Here is a 17,747-nt window from a genome sequence, read left to right on the forward strand (position 1 = left end):
TTATCCAACTCAAAGCAACCGGCAATTACATGCGAATCACTTATTTGAGAGAAGCGCGCTAAACCAGCTTGATCTCTATTCTAAGCGGGACTTTCCCCCAAATATTCAGCAATGAATCCACTAAATAGATCGAATCTCTTTCGCCGCGTACAGCCCGGCTCCAAAAGACCTGCATAGCCCCTTCATCTCCAACCTCAAAAGGAGAGGCAGAAGCGACACTATTTTAATATTACTTTCCAGCGCGAGTTCATCGACATGCCTGGGTTCTAATTCAAGGATGTCAAGCACCCTTCTTTCATTACTTGTCAATGAAACATTTTCATCCTCTGATCTATTTCCTTCTCCCCTTAAATCGAACAGGGGCATAAGTACCCCCAGTATATCCTCGGCACTTTCAACTAGCACCGCTCCCTCTTTTATTAGTTTGTGCGGCCCTCTGCTGCCTCTGCATTCGACCGGACCCGGTACGGCTAAAACCTCCCTCCCCTGCTCAGCCGCCCAGCCGGCAGTGAGCATCGCTCCACTTTTGATTCCGGCCTCTACGACTACTACCCCTTTTGAAATACCGCTTAGAATCCTGTTTCTCCGGGGAAAATTATATTTCAACGGCGGTGTTCCCACGGGAAATTCAGTGATAACACATCCATTCCGTGATATATCTATCGCCAGCGAAGAATTTTCCCTCGGGTATGCTATATCGATTCCGCATCCAAGAACGGCAACAGTGCCACCTTCTCTTTCAAGGGCCCCTTCATGAGCGGAAGTATCGATACCCCTGGCCAGCCCACTGACAACAACCACACCAGAGGCGGATATACTCCTTGCCAGACTTTTTGCCGTCAACCTTCCTCTTCTGCTGCAGCTTCTGGAACCTACAATACAAACCTTTCTCTTTCCAAGGCTTTTGATATTTCCTTTACAGAAGAGTAGCGGCGGAGGATATTTAAGTTCTTTTAAAAGAGCGGGATATTCACCGTCTGATATTGCTATAATCCGGCACATTCCGCTTTTGTCTGCTGAAAGCTGCTCTTCAATAAATTCTCTATTAATACCGCTGATTCTTTTCCCGATAAGAGCGCCCAGTTCTCTTCTTCCGGTTCGCTTCCGAAGCATCCCTGACATTTCCTCCAGTGAAATCCTATCTCTTAATCTTATCCATGTGGGAACAGTTACCCCTTCGACAGAAAGAAGATTTAGCCATAATCTTGCTCCCCTTGAACACATCATCCACACCTCCGCTTTCTCAAACGACTAAACATTTTAGCTTTGAATCATTAATAACCGGCGGGTAAAATCATATCCCTGCCCGAACCACACTACAAGGTGCTGCCGGAAGGCAGCACTTATATCCATTTTAACCTATAATTCTTTTATCCATCAAGGGGTTTTGTCATTTGTCCTGGGAGGGTGGTTTTCCAGGCTTTCGGTCAAAATGCTCACTGTAAATCCTCTGAGTAGGATAGGCAAAATTAATATCTTCATTTTCGTCAAAACGGTTAAGAATATCTTCCCAGATCTCCTGCTCAGTTCCCCTTCTCGCGCGCGGATCGCACATGTAACGCATTGAAAGCATAACCCCGCTGTCCTTAACAGATGTGTATACGGTAGGTGTTAATTTCTCGTAATGAATAAGAAACTTCCCCTTCATTCTGTTAAGCTGGCTGCGGGCTGTATTAGCTAAATGTTCCGCGTGGTTTAAGGCTACTTCTAAGAGGATCTTCTTTGCCTTTTTCCAGTCACTCTCAAAGGTAATAAGAACGGGGATTTCATTCCAGATATACTCGAGCCCCGCACTGTAATTCGCGAGCGCGTCAGTAAAAATCTTGCCGTTGGGTACGTGTATAATTCTCCCGGTGGACTGATCCGCGTCAACCCAATTCCCCACCTCTATAAGAGAAAACTGAAATACTCTTATATCAACAACATCCCCCGTCGATCCCGCGATCTGAATTCGATCTCCGGGTTCGAAAGGATGGCGCCATATAATAAATACCCAGGCGGCGAAATTAACTATCGGATCTTTAAGCGCCAAAACAAGACCGGCGGATATAATACCAATGTATGTCAATACCGTCTGCAACCCCTGTATCCAGATCCTGCCTACGAGCAGTACGGCGATAAAAACCGAAATATACGCGGACATCTTCCGCCATTGATACCGTCCCCTTATTTCTTTCACCCGCTTAACTGCGATTCTCAGCGTAATACTACGAATAATCCAAATTGAGAATATAAGCGCAATTGATGAAAAGATTTTGAACTGTATAGCCTTGCTAATCCCTAAATTATCACTAATCCATGAAATATAAATATCCACAAAATCCATAAGTTTGGCCTCACTCTTCCTAAATCACAAAAAAAGTTTAACCGAGGCTTCCAACTTCTTTCTCGACCTCTTCAAGTATCTCGCAGGATCGCACGAGCTCTTTCATCTTTGTATGGTCAGGATAAAGAGGCCTGTCCACATCCAAGAAATCAATGTACTTTCTTATTACTTCTTTTGCCTTGGTTACTCCCTTTCCGAACTTAAACTCACGGAAATCGAGCGCCTGGGCCGCCGCCATAAATTCAATTCCCAAAATGCCGTACGCGTTATCCAGTATCTGGAAATTCTTAATCGCCGTATTCATGCCCATAGATACAAAGTCCTCCTGATCGGCTGCCGCGGGTATCGATTGAATCGACGCGGGGCTTGAAAGTATCCTCTGTTCAACTATCTGCGTATCGGCCGTGTACTGGCTGAGCATCAGCCCGGAAAACATACCGGCACCCTCCGTTAGAAATGCCGGAAGCCCCACACTCAAGGCAGGATGGTTAAGTCTGTTCATCCGTCTTTCCGACATGACGCTCACCATAGTAACAGCGACACCTACCATGTCCATGGGAAGGGAAACGGGTGATCCCTGAAAATTAGCGCCGGATATCTGTAAATCCTCATCGGGGAAAAAAACCGGATTGTCTCCTACTCCGTTAAGCTCCACTTCAACCTGCTTAACAGCGAATTCAATCGCGTCATGCGCCGCGCCAATAACCTGAGGAGCCGAACGCATCGAATAAGCGTCCTGAACCTTACATTTTATCTTTTCATTGGCAAGATCTCCGCCTTCGACAAGTTTTCTGATCGACTCGGCACTCCTTACGGCTCCCGCAAACCCTCTGGCCTCATGAAGCTTCCGGCTGTAGGGCTTCATGTTTGCCTTAAGAGCCTCTAAAGACATTGAAGCAGCTATCTCAGCCTGCTTTAGCCAATTCTTGGTGTCATGCAGCATAATAGCGCTCATAGCGGTCAATACATTGGAACCGTTTATTGTCGCGAGTCCGTCTCTGGCCTTCAATCCCGGAATTTCGATCCCCGCTCTGTCCATGGCATCTTTCCCATCGAGAAGTTCACCTTTGTAATAGGCCTGCCCCTCGCCAAGCAGAAGAAGAGCAATCTGAGACATAGGCGCCAGGTCGCCGCACGCGCCTACAGAACCTTTTTGACATATAAATGGTGTTACACTCTTATTCAACATTTCAACCAGCGTCTGCGTTATTACCGGCCTGCATCCGGAATTGCCATTGGCGTGAACATTTATTCTGCTTGCCATCGCTCCTCTCACATACTCAAGTGGAGCAGGATCGCCGATTCCCGCAGCGTGGTTATAGATAAGATACTTCTGAAACTCCTTTACCTGTTCGTCATCTAAAACAACCTCTGAAAATTCGCCAATCCCGGTATTAACACCATACATGATTTCTTTGGCTTCTATCTTTCTTTCAAGCATAGCACGGCATTTCTTGATCCTCTCAAGAGCTTCATCTGAGAGTTCTACCTTTTCACCATGACGGGCTATCTTAACTATTTTTTCAATCGTCAAGTCGTTGCCGCTGAGTGTAATCGCCAAATTAACCTCCCCGTTGACCTGTAGTATTTACAGGTTTTCCCGTTCTATCATTAATAAAACGCTGACAAATCTCACAACGTCAGCATATTTCTACCAAATTGAACGCGTTTTTTTCCGCGCAACCGTCAATATACTTTATATATTTATCTGAATCAAAACCGATTGTCCATAAAAAAGATAAAACCGTCGTCACTGAATAAGTTTGTTCTTCTTAAAAAAGAAATTCACTTCAAAATGAGACCTTAATATTTATCGATTGTGTCCTCCCCTACAATTCAGAAGTTTACCCGGCATTTTATATTTATCAACGCAAATGTAACTAATGGCTGTTACCAAGTTCATATCCTCTTTTTCATATCTTATCACTATAACATTGATAAAATTACAACTTTGTGTATAATAAATAGTATCGGGAACTTCTTTTTTTACTGGTCTGATTCTAATTCGGGGGTGCAAGATGTCACTTTCAAATGTAATTCCTATTCATTTTCTGCTTATCATCGCGTACTCGCTAATGCCTCAGACACCTACGGGGGAGAACACTGAAAAGATGATAAATAAAAATATTGTTAATGCTTATACTGAATTCGGGTTTGATCTATATAAAAAGGAAATAAATACTCATAAGGACGAGAATATATTCATATCACCAGTTAGTGTCTCTCTGGCCCTAGCGATGACAACCGGCGGGAGTGACGGAGAAACAGAGAAAGCGATACTGAAAGCTCTTAACCTCGAAGGTATAAAGCGCGAAACATTCAAGAGCGCCAATAAAAACCTTATTTCGAATTTACTCAAAGAAGATAAAGATGTAGAGCTTTCGATCGCGAACTCCATCTGGCTTAAGAAATCAATCCGTTTTTATGAAAATTTCAAAACCGACACTGAGAATTACTTTTTCGCCGACCTCTTCGCTCTATCTACCGCCGAACCCATAAACGAATGGGTAGAAAAGAAAACAAATGGAAGAATAAAGGATATCATTGAAAGCGTCTCCCCCGCCGATATCGCGTATCTTGTAAACGCGATATATTTCAAGGGCAGCTGGGCAGAGGAATTCGACAAGAAACTAACGAAACCCAAAAGCTTCTACCTTAAAGGCGGAGAAGAAATAAAAGTAGATATGATGAAGCGGCAAGACAGATTCAAATATCTTAAAACAGAAGATTTCGAGGCGGTAACTATTCCGTATGGAGACGGAAAAACGAGTGTTTCTCTCTTTCTGCCAAATAGAAATTCATGCCTTGATACCTTACATGAAAATATCTCCCTCGAATCCTGGAAACGCTGGAGATCTGATTTCAGAAGGCGGGAAGGTACCGTTGAATTACCAAAGCTAAGGATAGAATACAAGTCAAAACTCAACAACTCACTCTCAGCCCTGGGAATGGGAATAGCTTTCTCTCCGTCTGACGCGGATTTTTCAAGAATGTGTAGAGTCGACGGCAAACTAAATGTATATATAAGCAAAGTGCTTCATAAAACATTTTTAAAGGTGGACGAAAAGGGAACCGAAGCCGCCGCGGCAACGGCAATAGGAGTAACTCTGACTTCAACGGCTCATAAACAGATCGAACCTTTTCATATTGTATTTAACAGACCGTACTTTCTGGTTATAACGGACAACAGCAGGGGCCTGCCTCTGTTTATAGGGTCGGTCCAGGAACCGCCTAAGTCAAATTCCGATTAACTATTTCGTGCAGCCTGCCGGTTAAAACGGGAAGGCCTTTGCCTGTCAGGGCGGATATCGGATATACTTCTTCATTCAGAACTGAAGAAAAATCATCACCAAGGGGTTCTTCAAGCGTGTCGATCTTGTTTAAGGCGACAATCCTGGGTTTTGATAAAAGATCGGCATCGTAGGCTCCCAGCTCTTCAATCAACAGATTATACGCCTCTGCTATCTCAGCTTCTGAAACATCGATTACGAATAAAAGAACGCGGCATCGTTCAATATGCTGCAGGAATTGTATCCCCAGTCCTTTCCCTTCATGCGCTCCCTTAATAAGCCCGGGCACATCAACCATACAGAAAGACGAGAGCTCATCAATTCTGACAATACCGAGCACGGGATACAATGTAGTAAAAGGATATGAAGCAATGCGCGGATGAGCGGCGCTGACAGAACTTATCAGTGTTGATTTTCCAGCGTTTGGAAACCCGACGAGCCCCACATCCGCAATCAGTTTCATAGTCAGCTGTAAAGTCTTCTTACTGGCCGGTTCTCCGCCTGTAGCTCTCCTCGGGGTCTTGTTTCTGGATGAACGGAAAGTATAGTTACCTCTTCCCCCTCTCCCCCCTTTAAGCAGCACAATCTCATCGCCGTCATCTTTAAGGTCAGCCAGCAGACGGCCGCTTTCAGAGTCCTCAACAAGAGTGCCCTTAGGAACCCTTATTACAACTGATTTTCCGTTCCTTCCGGCTTTGCGGGCGCCGGATCCCGCCCCGCCGTTTCCCGCTTTAAACCTTCTGCGATACCTCAGGTCAACTAAAGTATTGATGCTCGGATCAACACTCAATATAATATCCCCGCCATCTCCTCCATTTCCGCCGTCAGGTCCGCCGCGAGGAACATATTTCTCTCTCCGGAAACTTACACAACCATCACCTCCGTCACCCGACTCCACTTCTATCGTAACTCTGTCTATGAATGACTTAGCCAATTCAGCCGCCTCCACATACTATTTTATCAAAATATTTACCGGGATTCATTCCAGACCCCGGATCCATTACATTTTTAACCGCGTTCTGGAGGCGAAGCTCCGTCTCGCTGAACGCCAAATCGAGATAGGGGCGTTTCGTTGAACCGATCCCGTGCTCACCACTTAAGGTGCCTCCCGCGGCAATTACATATGAAAAGAGATCATGAACAAACTCGCCGGCTCTAACCATCTCCATCTTTTTCCTTCTGTCAGTCATAATATTAACATGCAGGTTTCCATCTCCGCAGTGTCCGAAGATATAACAGTCCAGTTTTTTCTCACTCGCAAGCTTGTGAATCTCCGTTACCGATTCGGAAAGCTTGCCCAAAGGCAGGGCGATATCTTCATTAATCTTTGTAATCCCTCTTCTCGCGAGACTCGCGCTTATCGATCTTCTAAGATCCCAGAGGAGTTCCCTCTCTTTATAATTTTCAGCGGTTATAAGAGAAAACCCTTTACTGTTACAAAAGTTCTTAAGAAGTCTCTGTTGATCGGCGGTTTGAATCTCTGTTCCTTCAACCTCGAGAAAGAGATAACTTAAGTCTCCTCTTTCCTCAATTACCGGCAAAATACCAAGATATTCAGCAACGCACCGCATTGTTTTAGAATCAATAAACTCGAGAACACTCGGCCTGAAACCTGAACGAAGAAGATTAGAAGCTGTGATCATCGCGTCTCCGTCACCACCGCCGCCCAGTAAAAATGTTTTCCTTATCTTTGGAATCGGAAATACCTTCAAACGGGCTGAATAAATAATCCCCAGCGTACCTTCAGAACCTATAAGAAGAGAAGCCGGGCCGCGCGTTTCCCCTTCAAGAATTCTGCCGTCTGGAGTAATCCACTTGAGCGACATCACATATCGACGCGTTACACCGTATTTATACGCCCTCGGTCCACCAGCGTTCTCAGCAATATTACCTCCTATTGTAGAAACCTTGTAGCTCGCGGGGTCGGGCGGATAAAAAAAACCAAGGGGCTCTAAGTACTCCTGAAGCTTGCCATTTACAATCCCGCTTTGAACCTCTACTTCATCCATTTCCCGTTTATAAGACAGAACCCTTCTCATCTTTTCCGTCGAAACGACAACACTGCCTTCAACGGGGACTGAACCTCCGGAGAACCCAGTTCCGGCGCCTCTCGGGATAAGCGGGATTTCGAGCATCGCCGCGTTTTTAACAATTAAAGCCAGGTCATGCTCGGATTCCGGAAAAGCAACTCCACCGCAAAATCCTCTTATACCGGTAGCATCATAACCATAGGCAACTCTGAAGTAATTTTCAGTACGCAGGATTACATCCCCGATACGATTTTTAAGTTCGTTTATTCTCCTTGGGAATTGGTCCGCCATCTAAAACTCCAAATCTTACCCTTATCCATGTTGCCGAATCAAACCGAAGATTTATGCGACTCATTCTTCTATGACCGGTTAATCATATAAAATATTTAATCGAAATAATATTACTTGTCACATTTTATGACATACTTAAAAACAAAGGCACAAAACTCTCAGTATTATCAAGTATAATTCCGGACAAATTCTTCAAAGCGGTCAAGAGCGATATTTAATTCTTCTTCACTCGCCGCGAATGAGAAACGGATTGTATTATCACACCCGAAAGGTCCACCCGGAATTAAAAGAAGCCCGTTCTCCTTTAGAAGTTTCTCACAGAATTCTCCACTGCCGGAAACGCCGCACCTGTCATACATCGAAGATACATCTACCAGAAAATAGAATGCTCCACCGGGATCAGGATATTTTATCTCAGGGATTCTCCCAAGTCTCTCTGAGAAGATCTTTTTCCTCTTCTCGAATTCATTACGCATCCTATCTCTGTCTTCAGCGCCTTCTTTAACGGCTGTTAACGCCGCCCACTGGGAGATCGCGTTAGGACATCCGGTAGCGTGCGCTTGATACGCGCTCATTCTGAAAATTACTTCACTGTCGGACATCGCGAATCCTATCCTCCAGCCGGTCATAGCGTAACTCTTAGAAACACCCGTTATAATAACAGTACTATCTTTCAGTTCAGGGACCAGAGAAACCGGAGAATAGTGCTTATTCCCCTCATATGTCAAAAATTCATATATTTCATCGCTGATAAGAGAAACCCCCTCACGTAGCAGAATTTCACCTATAGCTTTAACCTCATCAGCGCTGTAAACAACGCCGGCGGGATTATTGGGTGAATTATACAGAATTGCTTTGGGTTTTGATTTTGCTATCTCGGACTCAAGTTTCTCCGGGGTAAGCTTGTAGTCATTTTCCGCGCTGAGCTTGACAATTCTGGGCTTAGCTCCGACGAGTTTTACCATCTCCGGATAACTTACCCAGTAGGGCGTGAATATTAAAACCTCATCGCCCGGATTAGTCAGAACAAAAAGAGCGTTGAAAATAGAGTGCTTTGCTCCGTTAGATATCATCACTTCCGAACTGCGATAGGGCAGGCCAATCCGTTTTGAATATAGATCCGCTACTGCTTCTCTTAACTGCGATATCCCCGCGGCCGGTGTATATCTGGTCTTACCCGTTCTTATTGCTTCATAAGCACCTTCTTTAATAACATCCGGAGTCTCAAAATCCGGCTCGCCGGCCGCCAGCCCCACAACATCCTCTCCCGCTTCACGCAGGTTGTTAGCTTTTGTATTCAAACTGAGAGTAATTGAAGGTTCTATATTCTTTGCTCTTTCACTTATCACATCACTCATAAATCTCCTCCTCAAAACAAATCACTGTTATTCTAATCCCGCGGAAACCACTTTCTAAGGCTTTTCGCTACCGGTTCCGGCACGAGACTGTCAATTTCACCGCCCAGACGATAAATTTCTTTTACAAGGGAGCTGTGCAGGTAGATATATTTCTCACTGGGCATGAGAAACACAGTTTCAAAGTCGGGATTGAGCTTTCTGTTCATAAGCCCGATCATAAGTTCATACTCAAAATCCGATATCGCCCTCAAACCCCTGATAACAACATCTACTTTCCTCTTTCTGAATTCATCGACAAGAAGACCTTCGAAAGTCACGCATTCGATTCCCCGGCATCCCTCTAAACTCTTACTGGCTATTTCATGCCGCTGCTTGAGCGATAAAAGAGTGTTCTTGTGAGTACCCGCTGCCACGGCAACAATAACTTTGTCAAAAACACGAGCGATCCGCTTAACAAGGTCAACGTGACCGTTTGTTATCGGATCAAAAGTGCCGGGGTAAAGAGCAGTTTTTAAACTCATGACCTCCCCTTCCGCAATTCTTAAGAAACATTCAATCAGCTCTCGATATATCTGAAGTAATTTATACAGGTATTCCCGAATTTTTTCGCTTTATATTTCTCCATTGGCCGGGTGCTGACAGGTTCGAGTTCTTCACTGCTTTCAATTACAAGAAGCCTGCATATCTTCCTTCCGGCTCCGTTTATGATCTTTAAAATCTCCTCGGCATAGCTGCTCTTATATGGAGGATCCGCAATTATGATATCGTACCTGTAACCCTTTGATACAGCCTTCTTGAGAAAACGGACAGAGTCGGTCCTTATAACTTCAGCGTGATCGGAACTGAATCGGCATTTTTCAATATTTGATCTTATAGCTTTCACGGCGTTTCCGCTAATCTCCACAAAAGTAGATTTCTCAGCACCCCGGCTCAAAGCTTCTATGCCGAGGCCGCCTGAGCCCGAGAATAGGTCAAGCACAACAGAATCCTCTACTTCATTCTGCAGGTGATCAAAAACAGAACCCTTTACTAATTGTGTGGTAGGCCGAAAATCCTTCCCCCTGGCTCCTTTAAGCTTGGTTCCACCCTTCTTTCCGGATATTACTTTCAAACTCAGCCTTTCCTAACAATCCAAATTCAGCAGAGCACGCAAACACTTCAGGATAAATAAGATTCTCGATGCGGGCAAGTAAAATCATTTTTCTCCGCCGCATAAAAAAACCCCCGAAAGTTATAAAAACTTCCGGGGGTACGACGGTAAGTGGAGGGGCAAAATTATTCCACGATCGTCGGAGTAACAAAAATCACAAGTTCCTGTTTTTTCTTCGACTTTGAAGAAGATGAAAAAAGGGCGCCCAGATAAGGTATATCTTTCAAAAAAGGTATGCCTCTTCTTACATTCGTGTCAAGTTTCTTGATCAATCCGCCGATAATTGCCGTTTCTCCGTTTGCAACCTCGACTCTAGTGTCAGCTTCAGCAGTAGCGATTATCACGCCGCCCTGCTGAGTGGACTCCGACTGAAGCTCACTTACCTCAGGATGGAGGTCAAGAGTGATGGTTCTGTCTTTATTTACGTGCGGAGTAACTTTAAGCATTATTCCAATCTTCGTAAGCTCTGTTAAAGGGTTTCCGGCTTCATCCGCGACGATTAGAGGTATTTCTTTTCCAACCAGTATGGTGGCTTCCCTATTCTCCATAGTGGTAATCCTGGGATTAGAGATTATATTTGCTTTATTTGACTCTTCCATCATCTCAAGAATTGAATTAAGTTGTCCCCACGATTGAACACTGCCGATCTTGAGCGTTCCACTTGTAAGGGGAAGGGATTCTTCCAGGCCGGCACTTCCAATAGCGTTGACATCGGATTTATGAAGATTCAGCAAATCCCATTTTATTCCAAGCTCGCGTTTCGCTTCAACATCCATCTCAACCAGTTTAGCGTTGATATTAACTTGTACATGTTTAGTATCGAGTTCTTTTACTATCGCCGATATTTTATCAAGATTCTCTTCTATATCGTTAATGATCAAGGTGTTGCTTCCAGGATCCACGTCTATTTTACCCCGCTTGCTTACTACATTCTTTAGAGCGTCACCGATTTCCTCCGCGTTTGAATTATCTACAAAAACAATTCTTGTTCTCAGGGGAAGGAGACTTTTTTCTTTGCTTTTAGCGCTTTGATGGTCTAGTTCTTCGCGGAGCAGACGCTTACTTTCACCTACTCTGATCATCCCGTACTCTTCTCTGTAGCCGTACCCATGAGCCTTCAGAATAACTTCGAGAGCTTCCTGCCAGGGACAATCTTTTATATGAACAAAGACATCTCCCTTTACATCATTACCCGGAACGATATTAATATCGGCATAATCTGAAATTGTCTGGAGCACCGTTTTAATATCAGCCCCCTGGGCATCCAGAGTTATTCTTTTCGACCCCATAGGTATACCGGATCCGACAGCCGGAGCTCCCCTGACATATGATTTTGACCAGGGAAGATTGTCAAATCTTTCCCGCGAGGCTGAATTATCAACAACTATTTCACTGCCTGCACTCGATATTACGGTTTGATTTTCCGCGACGCGACTTATAGCGGAAACCGGTTTATCCGCGGTATCATCACTGTTTCCTTCGATCCAGGGAGAATCAACCTTTTGTTCGTCTTTTTTGATATTTCTTTCAGCTTCGCTCCTGTTTTCTGTTTTATCTGAATCGCCTGACAGATTAACCGCTTTTTTAGAAAGATTCTCTTCCATCATCGGCTTTATATTCTTTTCTTCTGTTTCAGGGAGTCCCTGAACTTCACTTACGGGATCCGGAGCATCAACAGTATTTTCTGTTTTACTGTCATTTAATGAAATATCGCCGACATCAGATCCATTAGTATCAGAAATAAGCAGAACCTGTTTATTATTAACTTCGAAAATACGATGATTGACACTTTTTTTCAGGTCAAATACAAGTCTGCTTACAGGCACGGGAGCCGTTTTGAACTGGCTCGTTCTCACTCTGTATATCAACCGGGATTCGGCTTGATAAGTAGATTCACCCAATTCATTTTTCGCGCCCACACAATCGACTACAAGCCTTTTCGGGTCATCGGTAAAGAAAAGTTTGAATTCGATATCACCCGACTTGTCAATCTCAATTCTCAAATCTCCGTTTGCTTTCATGATCTGGAGATTCTTAATTTTCCCCGCGGTGTCAGACGCCCCTAAAACATTAATTGGGACAACAACCAGGACCAATAATATCAATGTTAATTTGAGAAACCTTTGCATCTTAATCTCCTTTTTCCTTCTCTCCCTCTAAGATGAGAGTTACACTGTTAGTTTGACCGTACGATACTACTCGCGCTACCAGAGAGCGTTCGGAAACGGAAACAATACTTCCATTCCTTATCGGGTCCCCTACCTTTAATATATGTCCAATTCCATTTTTGTCTTCGAGCATTGCGTATTTTTCCATTCCTCCGGAAAGCACACCAACCAGACTGACCTTCTGGATATTAATAAGATCGGAGCTGCCTTCCTCAAAATCGCCGGATATAAGGCTCTGAAAGGGATCTCTGTGGTTAAACGCCTGATAATAATAATGTTTTGTTCTAAGATTATCCTGTCCGCTACTCTTTTCCGCCGCAAAACCTGCCTGGGGCAGCATTAATCCCAGAAGAATTAAATAAACCGTTAATCTTTCCCATACCACTGAGGTATTATCAGGATTTGTCTTTATTCTTAACATCCGAAATTTCACCACCTTTCAGAAGTGTATAGGCAGTCACCGTCATTTGAGCTTCAATTGTCCTGGTTTTCCCTATTCCACCGTCATCTTTATTATCATAAGAGGATATTTCCATATCCGATACATTAACAATACGGTCGAGATTTGCCACTTTCGATAAAAATATACCCACCTGGTGATATCTCCCCTTTACTCTGATATTTATCGGATTCTCGGTAAAAAAGTCCTTTCTTATCCTCTCTTTAGGTTCGAAAAGGGTAAAATTAACACCTGCCTGATTTCCCGCCATAGTTATCTTTCTCAGTAATCCGGCTATTTCATCCTCTTCGGGCAGCAATTTAAGCGCCGCCTCCCATTTCCTGTGTAATCTGTTGTATTCTGTCTCCAGCGCCCCAAGATTGCCGACGGTTTTTCTGGCCTTTTCAAGTTCTGTGCTTACCTTATCATATTCCCTCTTAAGCGATTCTTCCTTCACCGCCCTCGGTTTGTATAAGAAAGGCATGAAAGAAGTGAAGAAATAAACATAGGCAACTATAGCCAGAAACATTCCTATCACCATTGTTTTTTGTACCTGTGGATCTTTTAAATCCATCGCTTCTACCTCTTTCCGTTATTGCGGTATTGCGTTGCCGACTAAAGAAAACTTCATTACTTTATTTTTGTGTATCGTCCCTTCCTCTACTACACTCAAATCTACCTTTGTAAATAAGGAAGATGTCTCCAGATTTGTCATCATATCCGCTACTTTGTAGTTGTTAAAAGTGATGCCGTCAATAGCATACTTCCCCGGAGAAAGTTCAGTTATATCAGTCAACCAACAGTTTCGAGGAATTTTTATACTGATATCATTCAACAGTCTTACCCTGAAGAATCGATATTTATCCAGCGAAGTAATAAGTTGGAGTCTTTTATTAACCTCTCCGCGCTCCTTTGTGATTTTCTTTATTTTTGCCAGTTGTGGAGCAAGCTTTTTAGATTCCATGCGGGCGGTTTCTATCTTTTCTTCAAGATTGGCTATCCTGTGACTCTGTAAAAAACTAAAAGCAAGCACGCTCCCTATGACAATTAGAACCGCGCCAACCATATATACCGTTGATAAATCGGGAAGATCGAAACTGCGTTTTCTATCTCTGTCCTCCGGTGGCAGCAGATTTATTCTAATCATTATTCCCCCGCCTTTCTCAGGGCGAGACCAATGCCCACTGTAAGTAATGGCGCGATCTCGTCCAAATCCTCTCCATATTCAGTGAAAATCCCTTCATCAAAATCAACCTGGGAAAGAGGATTATGTATTGAAAATTCAATGTCATGTTTATCCGAAAGTATTTCCTGTAAGAAGGGAAGCCTCGCGCCTCCACCGCTTAGAATAATTTTATCAATTTTATCCGCGTCACCTGCAGCCTTGAGGAATGAAATACTCCGTTCTATTCCCAAAGAGAGTTCTTTTGCCTTCTTTCTGAATATTTCCTTTACGGATTCCTCGTCTATATCACCGAGGTCGCCTCTTACGACTCGCAACGCCTCTTCATAGTCAAGACCTTGTTCCTTCTGAAGCTCCTCGATAAAACTGCTGGTTCCCACACTGATATCTCTGGTAAAATGGGGGCTGTGGTTTTGAATTATATTTATATTGGTTACATCACTGCCAATATTTACAAGCCCAACAACTTCATCTTCCCCTTCTTCGCTTGAAGTGTAATTTTCTTCATAACTGTTCTGAAGGGCAAAAGAGTCAACATCTATAATCTTAGGGTTTAACCCCGCGTCTCGAATAAGCTCAGCGTAATCTGTAACCATATCTTTTTTAGCCGCGACCAGCAGTACTTCCATCTGATTGGCGCCGATATCTTCATCAAGTATTTGAAAATCCAGACATACATCGTCAATATCGAAAGGAACGTGCTGCTCAGCTTCCCAGAATATCGCTTCCGCGGCATCCTCAGCTGACATTTTGTCCATAACAATTTTTTTAACTATGACCGCTCGTCCTGATACAGCGGAGACAACATTCTTCCCTGTGATCCCGGACTTACCGACGCATTCCGCTATAGTTTCTACTACGAGGTTCCTGTCCATTATTTCATCTTCCACGATTGCTTCCGGTAAGAGTTTGCTTATACCAAAATGGACTATCCTCGGTATCTGGTCCGAATGTTCTATTTCAACAACCTTAATCAAACTGGAACCAACATCAATGCTGATCGTTGACGGTTTTTTCCTAAATGGTAAAGATATCATTCGCGCACCATCCTTCTTATACAAGGAAACTGTGCTTTCCAATACTGAATTTTTTATTACATCTTTTGACTAACTGCATTGTTTAAATTCCAATCAAGTAATGCACGCAACATATGTGCCAAAGGTCTGAAATTAAAGTCTTCGTAAGGGTTTGAATTGCAGATGGTTAGTAAACAGGATATCTTAAACCTTCGTGAGAGATTTACACAATTGCAAGGTTTTTGTGCAAAATGATAAATTAATAAAAATTCAGAAAGTACCAGTTTATAAAAAAATCTCCCAGCAGCAGACAAAGAATCCCCGCTGGCGCGAGGAAAGATCCAAAAGGAACAGCTGTCCTGCCGGTCCCCCCTTTGTGTATCAGAAAAATGCCATAGAGGGCTCCAAAGAATGAAGCGACGAGTATCACAGGTAAAACAAGTCTTATTCCCAGAAACGCTCCTATCATGGCCATAAGTTTAATGTCCCCTCCGCCCATACCCTCAGTCTTTCTAAAACTTTTATAAGCGAAACCCACCAGATAGAGAGAACCGCCTCCGGCTAAAGCGCCGTACAATGAACTCGATAAAGTGATATTTGTACTTAAATAAGCCCATATAAAGCCAATCAGTATAAACGGCAGGCTGATCGAATCGGGTATGATTTTGTGCTCCCAGTCTATCAATGTAACGGCGATAAGAGACATTATAAATGGGTATATAAATAAAAGATTCAGGCTGAATCCTGAAAAATAAAAACAGAGTAACGCTAGAATACCGCCAAAAAGCTCAATAACCGGATACCTTGGAGATATTTTGTTTTTACAGCCGGCGCATCTTCCCCTGAGAAATATATAGCTGAAAAGGGGAATATTCTCATACCACCTTAATACGCGCCCGCAGGCAGGGCACGAAGACCGAGGGCGAATAACAGACCCGCCTCTCGGTACTCTGTATATAACCACGTTAAGAAAACTGCCGGCCGCGAGACCGACTATGAAAATGAACATTAACGCTACGGGATCGGTATTCAATCTTTTTCTTCCTTTGAAAGTTTCTTTTCAAGTTTTTTAATATATCCCTTCGCCAGTTTATCCATGAAGGGATCGTCGGAACTATCGGCCAGCCTTCTCCACATATTTATACTAGTTTCGATATCTCCTCCCCTGGCCGCGGCGCTAGCGGCGAAACGCATTGCCCGTTCGTTGGCACCGGGCATATCCGCGGCAAGTCTGAAATAGCGTTCAGATTCCTTATAATCACTCCCGTCAAGGTAATAGAGAAATCCGGCTTCGAAGGCCAGCCACCACTCTTCGGGATTATTCTCAATTCCTTTCCTTAGAATCTCAATCCCTTCCTTTAGCTCCCCTAAGTCCTGAGCCATAATGACAGCGCTTAGTTTGTAAGCAAAGATAAACTGGGGGTCGAGGTCTGTTATTACATCGGCAAGATGCCTGAACAGTCTCAAGCTGTTCTTTCCCATCCTGTAACCGCCGTAATACTGCACCGTCTTAAACCATAAAATATCTGAAACAATATTTCTGTAACCCAGAGAGAGCATTTTTACCGCTTCACTCGAGGGGAGATACATTATATCGGCTTTGCTATTCTTGCCGCTTAACCCTTCCACACTCTTAGATGCTCCCACAAGCAGCAGGGCAGCCGCTATTATAAACAAAGTATTTCTAAAAATTCTCTTCATATTTTCTTTACACAAACTCTCTTTTACGGAAAATAAGACAGGAGAAATATATAATAACAGAGCAATAAACGATCGCGTAGCCCACTGTGACCATAATATCTGAATACTGAAAATTCATTCCGTGGACCGCTTCATGACGCAGATTGAAAAGCTTAAGATTCGGTAAAATATAATAGAAAGTATCCACGATAAACTTCATCGCCTGTGAACCGAATTTCTCAGCGAAAACACGCAGATCACCGCTCAAACTTCCGGCGATAAACATACATAGAGTGAAGAAAAATGTCAGGATGGGGGACGTAAATGTGCTGAATAAGATTACAATCGAAGTTATAACGGCCATTTCAAGAAGAGAAAGGAAGATAGCGGCGAGTATTCCCGCAGTTATACTGCCTCCGCTAAATACAACAACAACGACAGTTACCGCGACCATAATCATAACCATTATTGTAAGAGCGGCCATTATACCAAAAAACTTTCCGACAAGATATTCCAGCCGAGTGACAGGTCTTGTAAAAATCATATATACAGCTCTTTTATCCACTTCCTTGTGTACAAGTGTGCTTCCGGATACAACCGCTGTAAATATGCCGAAAAGTGAAATAAACGCCAACGCCACGTCGGTTATTATCTTATCCTTTGCCGCTCCCACAGAAAGGGGCGAAAGTATATATGTGCTGATAATCAGGATCACTCCGAAAAAAAGGACTATATAGAGGAGTTTACCCCTGATTAATTCGCGGAACGTATTAAACGCTATATTTACTATTCTTTCCATAACTTCCCCCGTATTTC

The 17,747-nt window shown here is 43.5% G+C and carries 17 protein-coding genes; 1 reads left to right on the forward strand and 16 read right to left on the reverse strand.

Going from position 1 to position 17,747, the window contains the following annotated elements; genetic code table 11:
• Nucleotides 1-120: 120 nt before the first annotated feature.
• The 3 genes from dprA to U5O15_05405 form a co-directional block, all read right to left on the reverse strand.
• Entirely contained in the window at nucleotides 121-1,227 is a 1,107-nt protein-coding gene (dprA, locus tag U5O15_05395; GenBank protein MDZ7860088.1) for a DNA-processing protein DprA, read from the reverse strand.
• Nucleotides 1,228-1,390: 163 nt separating this feature from the next.
• On the reverse strand, nucleotides 1,391-2,143 hold the full coding sequence (locus U5O15_05400; GenBank protein MDZ7860089.1) for a mechanosensitive ion channel family protein: 753 nt from the start codon (nucleotides 2,141-2,143) through the stop codon (nucleotides 1,391-1,393).
• A gap of 220 nt (nucleotides 2,144-2,363) precedes the next feature.
• A complete protein-coding gene (locus U5O15_05405) occupies nucleotides 2,364-3,887 on the reverse strand; it encodes an aromatic amino acid ammonia-lyase (protein ID MDZ7860090.1) in 1,524 nt (507 codons plus the stop codon).
• 457 nt (nucleotides 3,888-4,344) lie between these two features.
• Here U5O15_05405 and U5O15_05410 point away from each other — a divergent pair, with 457 nt between their 5' ends.
• A complete protein-coding gene (locus U5O15_05410) occupies nucleotides 4,345-5,577 on the forward strand; it encodes a serpin family protein (GenBank protein ID MDZ7860091.1) in 1,233 nt (410 codons plus the stop codon).
• Here the strand turns inward: U5O15_05410 and obgE are convergent.
• The 13 genes from obgE to U5O15_05475 all read right to left on the reverse strand — a co-directional run bounded on the left by obgE (nucleotide 5,558) and on the right by U5O15_05475 (nucleotide 17,730).
• A complete protein-coding gene (gene obgE, locus U5O15_05415; protein ID MDZ7860092.1) occupies nucleotides 5,558-6,550 on the reverse strand; it encodes a GTPase ObgE in 993 nt (330 codons plus the stop codon). The genes U5O15_05410 and obgE overlap by 20 nt on opposite strands.
• 1 nt (nucleotide 6,551) lies before the next feature.
• Nucleotides 6,552-7,937: an FAD-linked oxidase C-terminal domain-containing protein gene (locus tag U5O15_05420; GenBank protein ID MDZ7860093.1), complete on the reverse strand. Its 1,386-nt coding sequence runs from the start codon at nucleotides 7,935-7,937 to the stop codon at nucleotides 6,552-6,554.
• A gap of 167 nt (nucleotides 7,938-8,104) precedes the next feature.
• Nucleotides 8,105-9,295, reverse strand: coding sequence for a pyridoxal phosphate-dependent aminotransferase (locus U5O15_05425; GenBank protein ID MDZ7860094.1), 1,191 nt, complete (start codon nucleotides 9,293-9,295; stop codon nucleotides 8,105-8,107).
• Between the two features lie 32 nt (nucleotides 9,296-9,327).
• Nucleotides 9,328-9,816 carry a pantetheine-phosphate adenylyltransferase gene (gene coaD / locus U5O15_05430; GenBank protein ID MDZ7860095.1) on the reverse strand — a complete coding sequence of 163 codons (489 nt, stop codon included), beginning with the start codon at nucleotides 9,814-9,816 and terminating at the stop codon, nucleotides 9,328-9,330.
• Nucleotides 9,817-9,851: 35 nt separating this feature from the next.
• Nucleotides 9,852-10,406: a 16S rRNA (guanine(966)-N(2))-methyltransferase RsmD gene (gene rsmD / locus U5O15_05435; GenBank protein MDZ7860096.1), complete on the reverse strand. Its 555-nt coding sequence runs from the start codon at nucleotides 10,404-10,406 to the stop codon at nucleotides 9,852-9,854.
• A 164-nt stretch (nucleotides 10,407-10,570) separates the two neighbouring features.
• On the reverse strand, nucleotides 10,571-12,574 hold the full coding sequence (locus tag U5O15_05440) for an AMIN domain-containing protein (protein ID MDZ7860097.1): 2,004 nt from the start codon (nucleotides 12,572-12,574) through the stop codon (nucleotides 10,571-10,573).
• A gap of 1 nt (nucleotide 12,575) precedes the next feature.
• Complete coding sequence (locus tag U5O15_05445; GenBank protein MDZ7860098.1) at nucleotides 12,576-13,034, reverse strand: hypothetical protein; 459 nt, start codon at nucleotides 13,032-13,034, stop codon at nucleotides 12,576-12,578.
• Nucleotides 13,009-13,626, reverse strand: coding sequence for a type 4a pilus biogenesis protein PilO (gene pilO / locus U5O15_05450; GenBank protein MDZ7860099.1), 618 nt, complete (start codon nucleotides 13,624-13,626; stop codon nucleotides 13,009-13,011). The genes U5O15_05445 and pilO overlap by 26 nt, the downstream gene beginning before the upstream one ends.
• Before the next feature lie 18 nt (nucleotides 13,627-13,644).
• Nucleotides 13,645-14,199, reverse strand: coding sequence for a PilN domain-containing protein (locus U5O15_05455; protein MDZ7860100.1), 555 nt, complete (start codon nucleotides 14,197-14,199; stop codon nucleotides 13,645-13,647).
• The gene (pilM, locus tag U5O15_05460) at nucleotides 14,199-15,272 is read right to left on the reverse strand and encodes a type IV pilus assembly protein PilM (GenBank protein ID MDZ7860101.1); all 1,074 of its coding nucleotides are present in this window, start codon (nucleotides 15,270-15,272) and stop codon (nucleotides 14,199-14,201) included. Before pilM ends, U5O15_05455 begins: the two co-directional genes overlap by 1 nt.
• A 238-nt stretch (nucleotides 15,273-15,510) precedes the next feature.
• On the reverse strand, nucleotides 15,511-16,284 hold the full coding sequence (locus U5O15_05465) for a prepilin peptidase (protein MDZ7860102.1): 774 nt from the start codon (nucleotides 16,282-16,284) through the stop codon (nucleotides 15,511-15,513).
• Complete coding sequence (locus U5O15_05470) at nucleotides 16,281-16,952, reverse strand: hypothetical protein (protein MDZ7860103.1); 672 nt, start codon at nucleotides 16,950-16,952, stop codon at nucleotides 16,281-16,283. The genes U5O15_05465 and U5O15_05470 overlap by 4 nt, the downstream gene beginning before the upstream one ends.
• A gap of 7 nt (nucleotides 16,953-16,959) precedes the next feature.
• Entirely contained in the window at nucleotides 16,960-17,730 is a 771-nt protein-coding gene (locus U5O15_05475) for an ABC transporter permease subunit (GenBank protein MDZ7860104.1), read from the reverse strand.
• Between the last annotated feature and the right edge of the window lie 17 nt (nucleotides 17,731-17,747).

This window comes from Candidatus Krumholzibacteriota bacterium (assembly GCA_034520215.1).
Taxonomy (GTDB): Bacteria; Krumholzibacteriota; Krumholzibacteriia; order Krumholzibacteriales; family WJIX01; genus JAGHBT01.